The organism is Caulobacter sp. UNC358MFTsu5.1 (assembly GCF_000712075.1).
GTDB lineage: Bacteria > Pseudomonadota > Alphaproteobacteria > Caulobacterales > Caulobacteraceae > Caulobacter.
Genome location: NZ_JONW01000012.1, coordinates 190,235 through 203,240 on the forward strand (window position 1 = coordinate 190,235; position 13,006 = coordinate 203,240).

Annotated in this window: 9 protein-coding genes; 5 read left to right on the plus strand and 4 right to left on the minus strand. The window is 69.4% G+C overall.

Annotation, left to right across the window (positions count from 1 at the left end):
- The first annotated feature begins 158 nt into the window (after window positions 1-158).
- From metZ to BR39_RS0123545, 5 genes are all read left to right on the plus strand, one after another.
- On the plus strand, window positions 159-1,343 hold the full coding sequence (metZ, locus tag BR39_RS0123525) for an O-succinylhomoserine sulfhydrylase (RefSeq protein ID WP_029916782.1): 1,185 nt from the start codon (window positions 159-161) through the stop codon (window positions 1,341-1,343).
- On the plus strand, window positions 1,324-1,788 hold the full coding sequence (apaG, locus tag BR39_RS0123530) for a Co2+/Mg2+ efflux protein ApaG (protein ID WP_029916784.1): 465 nt from the start codon (window positions 1,324-1,326) through the stop codon (window positions 1,786-1,788). The genes metZ and apaG overlap by 20 nt, the downstream gene beginning before the upstream one ends.
- A 349-nt stretch (window positions 1,789-2,137) precedes the next feature.
- The gene (locus BR39_RS0123535; protein WP_051696063.1) at window positions 2,138-5,698 is read left to right on the plus strand and encodes a hypothetical protein; all 3,561 of its coding nucleotides are present in this window, start codon (window positions 2,138-2,140) and stop codon (window positions 5,696-5,698) included.
- A 152-nt stretch (window positions 5,699-5,850) separates the two neighbouring features.
- The gene (locus BR39_RS27180; protein ID WP_029916787.1) at window positions 5,851-7,461 is read left to right on the plus strand and encodes a hypothetical protein; all 1,611 of its coding nucleotides are present in this window, start codon (window positions 5,851-5,853) and stop codon (window positions 7,459-7,461) included.
- 31 nt (window positions 7,462-7,492) lie between these two features.
- Window positions 7,493-8,338, plus strand: coding sequence for a hypothetical protein (locus tag BR39_RS0123545; RefSeq protein ID WP_156035877.1), 846 nt, complete (start codon window positions 7,493-7,495; stop codon window positions 8,336-8,338).
- A gap of 13 nt (window positions 8,339-8,351) precedes the next feature.
- Here BR39_RS0123545 and BR39_RS0123550 read toward each other — a convergent pair whose 3' ends face one another.
- The 4 genes from BR39_RS0123550 to argF form a co-directional block, all read right to left on the minus strand.
- Window positions 8,352-9,272: an Hsp33 family molecular chaperone gene (locus tag BR39_RS0123550; protein ID WP_029916791.1), complete on the minus strand. Its 921-nt coding sequence runs from the start codon at window positions 9,270-9,272 to the stop codon at window positions 8,352-8,354.
- Window positions 9,273-9,342: 70 nt separating this feature from the next.
- Complete coding sequence (locus BR39_RS27185) at window positions 9,343-11,580, minus strand: SUMF1/EgtB/PvdO family nonheme iron enzyme (RefSeq protein WP_231499544.1); 2,238 nt, start codon at window positions 11,578-11,580, stop codon at window positions 9,343-9,345.
- Between the two features lie 180 nt (window positions 11,581-11,760).
- The gene (locus BR39_RS0123560) at window positions 11,761-12,000 is read right to left on the minus strand and encodes a DUF2164 domain-containing protein (RefSeq protein WP_029916796.1); all 240 of its coding nucleotides are present in this window, start codon (window positions 11,998-12,000) and stop codon (window positions 11,761-11,763) included.
- Window positions 12,001-12,022: 22 nt separating this feature from the next.
- The gene (gene argF / locus BR39_RS0123565) at window positions 12,023-12,958 is read right to left on the minus strand and encodes an ornithine carbamoyltransferase (RefSeq protein WP_029916798.1); all 936 of its coding nucleotides are present in this window, start codon (window positions 12,956-12,958) and stop codon (window positions 12,023-12,025) included.
- Window positions 12,959-13,006 lie beyond the last annotated feature (48 nt).

A 13,006-nucleotide genomic window follows, 5' to 3' on the forward strand; every position in this document is an offset into this window, starting at 1 on the left:
CCGGGCCTTGAAGGCAAGGCTCGCGGTCCATCCGCCCACCGCTTGTTCGCGTGTGACAATTCTAATGTTGAAATCAGACTTGTCCGCCTTGACCCTGAGGCCCGTGAAACCCCTTATGCCGGCCGTTTCCGCGTAGAGCGTCGAAGGAAGGAACCGCCATGGCCGAGGACCCGAGGGACTGGGATATCGCCACCAAGCTGATCCGTGGCGGTCTGGCGCGCTCGCAGTACATGGAGACGGCCGAGGCCCTCTACCTGACCCAGGGCTTCACCTACGACAGCGCCGAGGGCGCCGACCGCCGCTTCGCCGGCGAGGACCCGGGCTTCGTCTATTCGCGCTTCAACAACCCGACCGTGAAGATGTTCGAGGACCGCCTGGCACTCCTCGAGGGCGCGGAAGTCTGCCGCGCCCAGGCCACCGGCATGGCCTCGATCCACATGGCGCTGATGGGCCTGGTCCGCGCCGGCGACCACGTGGTGGCCGGCCGCGCCCTGTTCGGCTCGTGCCGCTGGCTGATCGCCGAATGGCTGCCGCGCTTCGGGGTCGAGACCACCTTCGTCGACGCCACCGATCCCAAGGCCTGGGAGGCGGCCATCCGCCCCAACACCAAGGCGGTGCTGATCGAGACCCCGTCCAACCCGGTGCTGGAGATCACCGACATCCGCGCGGTGTCGGAGCTGGCGCACGCGGTCGGCGCCAAGGTCATCGTCGACAACGTCTTCGCCACCCCGATCTTCCAGCAGCCGCTGAAGCTGGGCGCCGACATCGTGGTCTATTCGGCCACCAAGCACATCGACGGCCAGGGCCGGGTGCTGGGCGGGGCCATCCTGACCAGCGAGGCGATCAACGAGGAGTTCTACCGCGACCCGCTGCGCCACACCGGCCCGTCGCTGTCGCCGTTCAACGCCTGGGTCCTGGTCAAGGGCCTGGAGACCCTGGACCTGCGCGTGCGCCGCCAGAACGACACCGCCGCGGCCCTGGCCGACGTGGTGGCCGAGCACAAGGCGGTCAAGCAGGTGCTCTATCCCTTCCGCGCCGACCACCCCGGCCACAACATCGCCAAGTCGCAGATGACCGGCGGCGGCACGGTGCTGGCCCTGGACCTGGGCTCGCGCGAGGCGGCGTTCAAGTTCCTCAACGCCCTGGAGATCGTCGACATCTCCAACAATCTGGGCGACGCCAAGTCGATGGCCACCCATCCGCCGACCACCACCCACCGCTCGGTGCCGGAAGAGATGCGCCCCTCGCTGGGCGTGGTCGAGGGCGGCGTGCGCCTGTCGGTTGGCCTCGAAAGCCTGTCGGACCTGACCCGAGACGTGATCCGTGCGCTCGACCAGGCGTGAATCCTCCCCTCCTCTGAAGCGGATCCGCCGCCGGCGCGGCGCCGACACGGGCATCTATGAAGCGCGCACGCGCGACATCGTCGTGCGCGTCTCGCCCGTCTACCAGCCCGAGGACTCCGCGCCCGAGGAAGGGCTGTGGATTTGGGGCTATACGGTCGAGATCGAGAACCACGGCGTGGAGACCGTCCAACTGGTCTCGCGCTACTGGACGATCACCGACGGCATGAACCGGGCCACCGAGGTCGAGGGTTCGGGCGTGGTCGGCGAACAGCCGGAGCTGCGGCCGCGCGAGGCGTTCCGCTACGTCTCCAACTGCCCGCTGCCGACCTCGTCGGGGACCATGACCGGCCACTTCCAGATGATGACCGAGGCCGGCGAGGTGTTCGAAGCCGAGATCCCGGAGTTCTCGCTGCACCTGCCAGGGGCCGCGCGCCGGGTGAACTAGGTCTTCGACCAGCGGCCCGGATGCGTCGGGCGCCCCGACGCCTCACCCTCATGTGATCTTCAGCGCGGCCAGACGGCGACGGGGACGCGCGCCCCTGGCACGCCTGGGCTCGAAGACGCCCGATCGCCGCGTCGCGGACCGCGCGGACGGGAATATTCGCCGTCGCCACCACATAACGCCGCTCTCCGGATTGCGCTCGCCTTGACACGTTATTAAGGTTGCAGGGATCGGGGGTGCGCGCGGGGGCTTCAAAACCGATGATTGTCGGAATGCCCGCGTCCGTTGTGGCTCCCCCACGCAGCGAACCTGCGTGATCTCAATCCAACGAATTGAGCATAGGGAGTGAACGATGCCGTTCTCCGGCCAACTCTGGTACATCACCGAAGGCGGCGACGCCGACACCCGCATCGCCCGGGTCAACGATGACAGCACCACCACCACGACCGTCGTCAGCAACGGCGGCGTGGGCACGGGCGACGATCAGTTCGTCAGCTCGTTCACGTCCGGCCTCGGCGTGGACACCGCGGCGGGCTTCTATTTCGCCGTCCTCAGCAACACCATCGACGACCACGCCCTGCTGGTGCGCGGCGCGATCGACGGCTCCGGAACCCCGACCACGGTGGTCGACTTCCCCGACAACATCATCGTCGAGACGATCGAGGTCGACACGATCAACCACAAGATCTACGCCGGCTATCAGGACGGTTCGTTCCCGCCGAGCGGCGCCATCACCGGCATCCGGGTCTACAGCTACGATCCCCTGACGGGCGCCGTCACGGACAACGGCTTCCTGACCACGGCCGCCACCGACAGCCGGCCCAACGAGAGCGGCTTCTCCATCCTGGACGCACGGGACTTCGCGATCGACCACTCGATCGTGCCCGGCGGCCGGATGTACTACACCGAAACGATCGGCGGCCTGGCCACCGGCCTCTTCCGCCTGGACCTGGCCAATCCGAACACGGTGACCACCCTGGTCAACGACAGCCAGTTCAGCAACACCAGCTACGCCGACGGCGTCTTCGTCGACGTCGAGGTCGATGAGACCACCGACCTGGTCTATTTCACGACCCATTCGCAAAATCCGTCGCCCAGCGCCAGCTACGACGCCAACGACAACGCCCTCTGGTACATCAGCGGCAACGCCGTCAACGGCACGGCCGTCAAGGTGACCCTGACCGGTCTGCCGGTCGGCAGCCACTACTACGGCGGCGATATGACGTTCGATCAGTCGACGCGGCAGATCTATCTCGAGAGCGAGGAGGTCGAGAACAGCGGGACTGACACCGACGACGTCATCTACGTCTTCCAGCTGGACGCCGCCGGCACGAGCGCCAACCTGATCCGCACGATCAGCCCCGGCCTCTCGACCGTCGGAGCGACCGTCGAGGGCATGGTCTTCACGGACCTGGCGGCCCTGACCGTCAACGGCGCGGCCACGGCCGCGACCGAGCAATCGGCCTCGGCGACCACCCTGCTCACCGGCTCGCCGACGATCGTCGACGCCGACGGCGCCTATCTGGTCGGCGCCACGGTGCAGATCACCGGCGGCACGTTCTCCTCGAACGAGAGCAGCACGGCCGACGACCACCTCGGCTACGGGGCCGGCAAGCAGATTTCCGGCACCATCGCCGGCACCAGCATCACCGTCAGCTGGAACGCCGCGACCGAGACCCTGACCCTGAGCGGCTACGACACCTTCGCCCACTACCAGGCCGCCCTGGCCGGGCTGGTCTACTGGGCCACGGGCGACAACCCGACGAACTACGGCGCCAACACCACCCGCACCCTCACCTGGACGATCAACGACGGCACGCCCGGCGTCGTGGCCGGGTCGGTCAACAGCGGCACGACCACGCTCAACATCGCCGCGGTCAACGACGCGCCGGTCAACAGCGCGTCCGTCACCGCCTCGGGTAACGAAGACACCGACATCGCCGTCACCGGCCTGCAGATCAGCGACGTCGACGCCGATCCGGCCTCGGCGACGATGACGGTCGTCCTGAGCGTGACCCATGGCGTCCTGACCCTGCGGACCGACGTCGCCGGCGGATTGACGGCGGGCGACATCGCCGCCAACGGCGCCGGCACGGTGACCGTCACCGGCACGATCAACGCGATCAACGCCACCCTGGCGGCCGCCAACGGCCTGGTGTTCCACGGCGATCCGGATGTCAGCGGAACCGACACCCTGACCGTGGTCACCAGCGACGGCGGCGCCACCGGTTCGGGCGGAGCGCAGTCCGACACCGACGGCTACACGATCACCATCAACGGGACCCAGGACCCCCACACCGGCGGCGTGAGCATCACCGGCTCGTCGACCGAAGACCAGGTGCTGACGGCCGTCTCGACCCTGGCCGACGCCGACGGTCTGGGGACGCTGCACTACCAGTGGCAGCGCGACAGCGGCTCGGGCTTCGTCAATGTCGGGACCGACCAGGCGACCTACACCCTGGGCGACGCCGACGTCGGGGCGGTGGTCCGCGTGATCGCCAGCTACACCGACGGCCTGGGCGCCATCGAGTCCGCGACCAGCGCGGCGACGGGCGCCGTCGCCGCCATCGACGACGCGCCGACCGGCGGCGTGTCGATCACCGGCACGACGACCGAGGACCAGGTCCTGACGGCCAACACCTCCACCCTCGCCGACGTCGACGGCCTGGGCGCCCTGCACTACCAGTGGCAGCGCGACAGCGGCTCGGGCTTCGTCAATGTCGGAACCGACCAGGCGACCTACACCCTGGGCGACGCCGACGTCGGGGCGACCGTGCGGGTGGTCGCCAGCTACACCGACGGTCAGGGCTTCAACGACAGCGTCACCAGCGCGGCGACGGCCCCCATCGCCAACGTCAACGACGCGCCGACGGGCGGGGCGTCGATCAACGGCACGGCGACCCAGAACCAGGTCCTGACGGCCAACACCTCCACCCTGGCCGACGCCGACGGACTGGGCACGCTGCACTACCAGTGGCAGCGCGACACGGGTTCGGGCTTCGTCAATGTCGGGACCGACCAGTCGACCTACACCCTGGGCGCGGCGGATGTCGGCGGCGTGGTGCGGGTGACGGCCAGCTATGTCGACGGCCACGGCACGGCCGAGGCGGTCACCAGCGCGGCGACCGCCCCGGTCGCCTCTTCCGGCCCGGCCAACCTGCACCTGGTGGGCACGCCCGGCTTCGACATCCTGGTCGGCGGCCTGGGCAACGACGTGATCGAGGGCAAGGGCTTCACCGACATCCTGGTCGGCGGCGGCGGCTCGGACACCTTCGTGTTCGGCGCCCACTCCACCGGCGTCGACCTGATCACCGACTTCGGCGGCGACGACGTGATCCTGACCAAGTCCAAGCTCTCCGACAGCAACAACGACGGCATCGTCCCGACCCATGCCGGCCTGCTGGACCTGGGCGGCCTCGACGCGGTCTTCCTGGGCCTCGGGCATGAAGGCGTGCGCTATCTGGGCGTCACGGCCGACGGTCTGTACGCCTACGGCGACGCCGACACGCGGCCCAAGAAGGCCATCGAGGGCAAGCTGTCGAACGACAACCTGGCCGGCGACGTCGGCGACCATAAGTCCAACGTGTTCTTCTTCGACACCGACCTGGCCCTCGACTGGGGCTCGGACCACATCGTCCGGTTCGGCGCCAAGGACATTCTGGTCACCACCACCGCCCTGGCCGATCCGAACCACGACAACCTGATCCTGGCCGGCCCGGGATCGGTCTTCGACTTCATCGCGCCTGCCAACAGCGCTCCCGGCACGGACAACGGTTCGGTGACGATCAACAACACCAGCGGCGCCGCGGTCTCGACGCTGGAGTTCGACGGCGTGGTCTCGCACGGCGACGTCGACTACTACATCTACAGCCTGGTCGGCTCGTCCGGCGGCGTGGGCTCGATCTTCTTCTAGGACAGGCGGCGGGCCGGACGTCGGGTCGGCGTCCGCGCCCGCCCCTTCATTCGGCCCGCCGCTGTCGCTACAACTAGCGACAGCGGAAAGTCGCCTTTCGGTTGCAAAGCTGCGCCTATTGCGAGACCCTCGCGCAAACCGGGGGGAAAGCCGTGGCCCAATACAGCGTCACTGTCGTCAACAACAGCGACACGCCGGGAACCTACGCCCTGTTCCAGGCCCCGCCGCCCGGCGCCCCGGCCCAGGCGGGTTGGTCGATCAGCCAGACGATCGCGCCGGGAAGCTCGGCCAAGATGGCCTATGCGGAACCGGCGCCCGGGAAGCCCGGCCTGCTGGCCAAGCTGTGCGCCCTGCTGTTCCCCACGCCGCCCAAGGCCGCGCCCGGCCAGTTCCGGCTGACGGTCGATCCCGACGGCTCCAAGCCCCAGACCCAGATCGACTTCGCGGCCAGCCCGACCGCCCCGACCAAGATCCTCCACGGCCTGGACGGCGCGCTGTCGCTCGCCGCCGCCTCGACGCTCGGCTATTCGGTGTTCACCACGCCCGACGGCAACGTGGAGCCGACCGACCAGGGCGATAATTTCATGGCGGCCTACAGCGTCGTCGCCATCTTCACCAACAGCGCCGGCAGCAGCTGCGCGAACGGCGAATATCGCCAGATGGTCCGGGGCCAGTTTTCCGTCAACGGCTCGGTCGTTCTACACATCCTCTGCGAGCCGACGGTGATGTCGCCCGCCGTCTGGCAGCAGGACGGATGCCCGCCCGGCGTCTGCACGGCCTACGGCTATCGCGCCTGTCCGCCCTCGACCTGGAACGCCTACAAGGACCCGGACCAGTCGACCGGCTCCCAGTACGCGATGTTCGACCAGCCCGGGTTCCGCAACATCCAGCCCGGCTTCACCTACACCGTCGATCTGCAGTTCCAGGGTCAGCTCGTCGACACGGCCGCCAACGTCGTCCTGGCGACCCGGAACTGGACGGTGGCGGGCATGCTCACGGCGCCCACGGTGGCGATGGTGGACGCGCCCCGGGGGCTCCAACCCAGCGATCGCCTGATCGGCGCGCGCCTGGGCCGCAACCTCACCAACGACAGTCCCGAGGTTCATCTGCTGATCGCCCGCGTCCATGGGTCGCCGCGATTGGATCCGAACGCGGTGAAGGTCACGCTGGTCGACGCCCAGGGCGGCTCCGTGACCGCCGCCGAGCCCGAGGTCCACGAAGTCGGCGGTCAGCGGGGCACGACGGCCAGCATCGTCCACCGCCTGCTTCCCGGCCAGGCGATCCCGGTCAAGGCGACCCTCGATGTCGACGGCCAGGTCACCGAGATGGCGATCGAGGCGGCCGCGCAAGGCTCGGTCGCCTCGTCGGCAGGCGCGCGCGACGGTCAGGGCCGTCCGGGCGTGGGACCGGCGACGCCCACCTATACGATCCGGGTGAACAACCAGAGCGGCGTCGACAAGAGCTACATCATCTTCATGCCGCCCGCCGTCGAACCCGGCGGCCAGACACCGGTCTACACCAATGTCTGGGCCACCTTCGAGAACGTCACGTCCGGCGCCTGGGACAGCCTGGTGTACAAGCCCGACGGCGAAGGATCGCCCGCGCCCAGCCTGATCGTCGCGGAAGGCGCCGACATGCCTGGCCAGGTGATCGAGCCGCCCAAAGACGTGAACCTCGCCACGATCGATTTCGCCGGTCGGACGCAGACCACCGCGGCCGTCACCCAGCATCCCGACGGCGGCTTCTCGGTCGCCTACGTCTAGCGCGCCGCGTCAAACCCATCCGGAGATCACCATGTTCCTCCAGCCTCTCATGGGCGCGCCCCTGCCTGGATGCGTGTCGATCGACGCCACCAAGCCCGACAGCTATCTGGACAACGCCCGTGCGGGGAACCCGACCGCCGGCGCCCACGCCAGCGTCCAAGTCGCCGTCAACAACCTGCGGGCTTGTGCGTCGATGCAGCCGTCGCCGACCAGGGCTTCGCTGATCGGGCATGGCGCGCCGGGATTGTTCGGCGTCGGGGCCGGCGGCTCGATCGGCACGAGCGCCCAGCATATCAATATCGACAACCAGGCCGTCTGGGTCCCGCTCTTCCAGTCCTTGAGCGGGCGGTTCGAAGCGCTCTGCCTCTACGGCGCCGCGGTCGGCGCCGGCTTAACGGGCGCCCAGCTTCTCTTCACGCTCGCGAAGGCGATCAACGCCCCGGTCTGCGGGTCGACGGGCGTGATCTATTGCCGCCCCGACGGAACCTTCTATCTCCAGGAGGGCGCGACGTGGCAAGTGGCGACGCCGGCTCAGCAGCCCGCGCCGATCCCGTCGCCGACCGCGCCCTGGCCCGCGAACCTCGGAGCCAGAGCTCCGGGCCCGAGGGTCACGGCCTGCGCCGCCTTCGGTCTGGGAGGTAGGCCCCTCCCGACCAAGTCCGCCATGGCCCTGGCCGGTCAGGTCCATTGGGACCGATCGTTCCAGCCGCCCGGCCAGCCGGCCGCCGTCGTCGCCGGCCGCCTGCGCGCCAGCTTCGGCGGGACCGCGTTCAAGTCGTTCACGATCCTGGGCGACGCCCTGGTGCGGGACGACGCCCAGCCCAACCGTTTCTATCCGGTGGGGCCGAACTTCCGCGCCATCCTGCTGGGCCGCTAGTCGGCCGCCCGCCTCAGGCGGCCGGCGTCGGCTCCAGCGCGTACTTCCGCGAGCAGTACTCGCAGGTCACGTGGATCTTGCCGTCGGGCTCGACCATCTCGGCCACTTCCTCGGCCGTGAACGAACCCAGCACCGCGCCGATGCGGTCTTCCGAGCAGCGGCAGAAGGCGCGCAGCGGCTTTTCCTCGAGCAGGCGCACGCCGTCCTCGTTGAACAGCCGCCACAGCAGGGTGGTGGTCGGCACGGTGGGGTCGATCAGCTCGTCCTCGCCGGTGGTCTCGAACAGGGCCTGGACGTGCTGCCAGGCTTCCTGCGTCTCGCCGCGGCTCTCGTCGCCGGCGATGGCCTGGATCAGGATGCCGCCCGCGCGCCACTTGGAACCTTCGCCCGTGTCGGCCTGGCCGACGGCCAGACGCACGCGGGTCGGGGTCTGTTCGGACTGGGCGAAGTACTGCTCGGCGCACAGGGCCAGGGTCTCGCCCTCGATCGGGGTGATGCCCTGGTAACGGTCCATGTCCGGACCCTGGTCGACGGTCATCACGAAGGTGCCGCCGCCCAGCAGGGTGCGGGCGCCGGGACGGGCGAAGCCCTCTGACACGGCCGCGACCTCTTCCGGGTCGAACCGGCAATAGCCGCGCAGGGCGCCGGAGGTGTCGTAGTCGACCACGACATAGCGCACCGGGCCGTCGCCCTGGGCCTGGACGATCAGCCGGCCCTCGAACTTCAGGCTGGAGCCCACCAGCGCCGCCAGGGCGCAGGCCTCGCCCAGCAGGTTGGCGACGGGCTCGGGATAGTCGTGGCGGGTCAGCACCTCGTCGACCGCCGCGCCCAGGCGCACCACGCGGCCGCGCACGGGCAGGCCTTCGATCTGGAAGGCGGAAACGAGGTCGTCCGGAGCGGCGTCCGGCAGGGTTTGGGCGGCGATGTCGGTCATGGGGAGGCTAGATAATCGCTTGGACGAAAAATGCGAGCCCCCTGCGACCGCGCGGCCGTCCGAGCCGGCCTCAGCCGGCATCGACCACGCAGCGGAAACCGATCGTCCCCGCCCGATCCTTGCCCGGCGCCATCAGCAGCAGCTTGCCGTGCTGGTCGTTGCGATAGGCCTGGGGGAAGTACCAGATCGAGCCCTGCGGCTGGTATGACGAACCCCCGCGCAGGACGGCCGCGCGGGTGTGGTCGTCCTGGTGCTCGTCGGTCCACTGCCAGACGTTGCCGACCAGGTCGAGCACGCCGAACGGGCTGGCCCCGGCCGGATGGGCGTCGACCGCGTCCGGCGGCACCAGGGTCCGGCCCTTGTTCGGGGTCGGGACGGCGGCGGGGTTCCAGGCGTCGCCCCACGGATAGGCCCGGCCGTCGCCCCCCTGGGCCGCGTACTGCCATTCCCACTCGCGCGGCAGGCGCTTGCCGGCCCAGGCCGCGTAGGCGCGGGCGTCCTCCAGCGAGACCCAGGTCACGGGCTTGTTCGCCCACCCCTCCGGATAGGTTGCACCTGCTTCTCCCTGCTGGAAGGTCCAGTCCTTGAGGAAGTTGAAGTCATCCTTGGGGCGGTAGCGCGTGGCGTCCAGGAAGGCCTTGAACTGGGCGTTGGTCACCGGCGTGCGGTCGATGAAGAAGCGTTTCATCGCCATCTGGCGGTCGTGGAAGCGGCGGGGCGAGTCCTCCCACGGATAGGCCACGTCGACGCCGATCCCGTTGCCGCCCTCGACCTCGAGGCCCCGTACCTGGAAGCGGAAGGTCCCGGCCGGGATCTCGACCATGCCGGGCGGCGCGGTCGCGGCGGGGCGGGTCGGGGCGACCGCGACCATGGCCTGCGGCAGCGGCTTCCACTCGGCCGAATAGGACGCCAGGGGCTTGGCGGTCATGGCCTTCATGCGGGCCATCAGGTCGCGCTGGGCGGCGTCGGGCTCGCCGTCGACCGCCAGCACCGCGCCATAGGCCTTGGCCTCGACCTCGAACGACAGCCAGGCCTTGCCGCCGTCACGCTCCGGCGCCAGCTCGACGCCGTGATAGAGATCGAACCAGCGCTGGCCCGGCGCGTCGGCCACGGCCATCTGCCGGCCGTCGACGCCGTATTCGTTGCGGTTGACGATGGTCCAGACCTCAGCGCCGCCGCCCTTCTCCTTCGAGGGCCACCGGCTGGCGAACACGCCGAACCGGGTCATCGGATAGAACGGCTCCCAGTCGGGGCTGGTCAGGAACGGCGCGACGCCGCGCTCGATCGTCGCCACCCGCCGCGTCGCCTCGCCGTCGCGCGGGGTGATCCCGTTCCAGATGCCCCAGACGTTCTCCCAGCTCTCCCAGCCCTCACCGTTGAAGAAGGCGTACTGCAGGTCGTCGGTCTTGGAGCGGGCCCAGCGGTCGGAGATGTTGACCATGTGGCGCGGCTCCAGCCACCGGTAGCGGTCGACCTTGGGGACGAAGCCGAAGTCGTACTGGCCCCACGACATCACGTTCCAGCCCAGCTGCTCGTCGTGGACCACGCCCTCGGGCTGGAAGGCCAGCGCCTTGCCCTGGCCCTCGGCGGCCAGGGAGAAGGCCAGGGGCACGCCGTCCTGGGTGTCGCCGTTCATGCCGTCGGCGCCGATCTCGATCATCAGCTTGGTCAGGGCCTCGGGCCACGGCGCGCCGGGATCGCGCGTGCCCTGGTCCCACATCATCATGGGGAACAGCACCTTGACGCCCCGGCGGTGGAAGTCGGCGATCATGCCCTTCACGCCGGGGATCCCGCCCGGCAGGGCGTGGATCATGTCGATCTGATTGCGGGCGTCGACGCCCAGATTGGGATAGTCCGGCCACAGCAGCACCGCGTCGATGCCGCCGAACCGCGCGATCAGGTCGTCCAGATAGCGGTCGACCGTGTAGCGGCCCGCCACAGGGTCGTAGAGATAGCGGTCCTCCATCATGGCCTGGGCCTGCATGAAGGCCCGCTGGGTCCAGGCCAGTTCGGGCTTGTCGTAGCGGCTGGTGTCCAGCCCGACGCGGATGCGCCGCTCAGTCCGCCAGCGGGTGACGTCGGCCAGCCAGGCCCGGTGGTCGGCCTCGGTGCAGGGGCTGAACGGCCCCTCCCACGGCTCGGGATAGGAAAAGCAGCGCGGTCCCACGACCATGTTCTGCTTGAACCAGGGGAAGGTCGAATACTGGGTGTCCTGGGCGCGGGCCCCGCCCGCCAGCGCCAGCAGGGCGAGGCCGGCCGCCAGCGACGCGGCGCGGCGGCCCTTCGACGCGCGATTGGTCTTGGTCACGACCCGACTCCCCCACTGACGTTGGGGATAGGGATAGCATCCGCCCGGGAGCCGGAGCGCGGCCCGGACGTCCGGGCCGGCGGTTTCAGCCGGGCGCCGCGCCGCCGCGCAGTCGCGGACGATCCGGCCCGGTTTCCGTGCGCCGGCTTGCCCCAGCGCGCACGGGGCTTGCACGCGCCGTCAGTCGACGAACGGCTTCTCGATCTCGTAGACCACGTCTTCCAGCTTGCTCTGGAACAGGGTCTGGGCGTCGCGGACGCCCTGATTGTAGAAGCGCGGCCCCATCTTCTCGCTGATGAAGTCCAGCAGGAAGCCCAGTTGCAGGGCGCTGGCCTCGCAGTCCAGCTCGCGGTCCAGATAGCGCGCCAGCTTGTCGATCAGGTCGTCGCGTTCGGCCTTGCTGAACTCGATCTTGGACACGACGACCCTCTCGATCTTGCGTTTAGCCGATCGCGCCGAAGCACCAGGCCAGGACGGACTTCTGGGCGTGGATGCGGTTCTCCGCCTCGTCCCAGGCCAGCGAGCGCGGGCCGTCCAGCACACTGTCGGTGACCTCCTCGCCGCGGTGGGCGGGCAGGCAGTGCAGGAAGACGCCGTCCGGCTTGGACAGGTCCATCAGGGCGTCGTCGACCTGATAGGGCTCCAGGGCCGCCAGGCGCTCGTCATGATCGGTGTCGCCCATCGACACCCAGGTGTCGGCCACGACCACGTCGGCGCCGCGCACGGCTTCCCTGGGGTCGTCGGTCAGGGTGATCTGCCCCTGGCGCTCCTGGGCGCGGGCCAGGTCCACCAAGTCCGGGTGATAGACCGCCGGGCAGGCGATGTTCAGCTTGAAGCCCAGCAGCGGCGCGGCGTGGATGAAGCTGGAGCACACGTTGTTGCCGTCGCCGACCCAGGCGATGGTCTTGCCGCCCACGTCGCCGCGATGCTCCTCGATCGTCAGCAGGTCGGCCATGATCTGGCACGGGTGGCTCTTGTCGGTCAGGCCGTTGATCACCGGCACGGTCGAGACCTGGGCGAAGCGCTCGACGTCGGCGTGGTTGTTGGCGCGGATCATCACCGCGTCGACCATGCGCGACAGCACCTTGGCGGTGTCCTCGATGGTCTCGCCGCGGCCCAGCTGCATGTCGGCGGCGGTCGAGATGATGCCCGACCCGCCCAGCTGGCGGATCGCCGCGTCGAACGAGAAGCGGGTGCGGGTCGAGTTCTTCTGGAAGATCATCGCCAGGACGCGGTCCTTGGCCGGGGCGTCGGCGTCGACGCGGCCCTTGGGCCAGCCGGCGCGGGCGGCCTTGCGGGCCTTGGCGTCCTCGAGCATCAGCCGCAGCGTGGCGCCGTCCAGCTTCCACAGGTCGATGAAGTGTCTGGGCTCGGTCATGAGCAAATCCCCCTGCCCGCCCGCCCCGGCCTGGCCGGAACGGGCGGT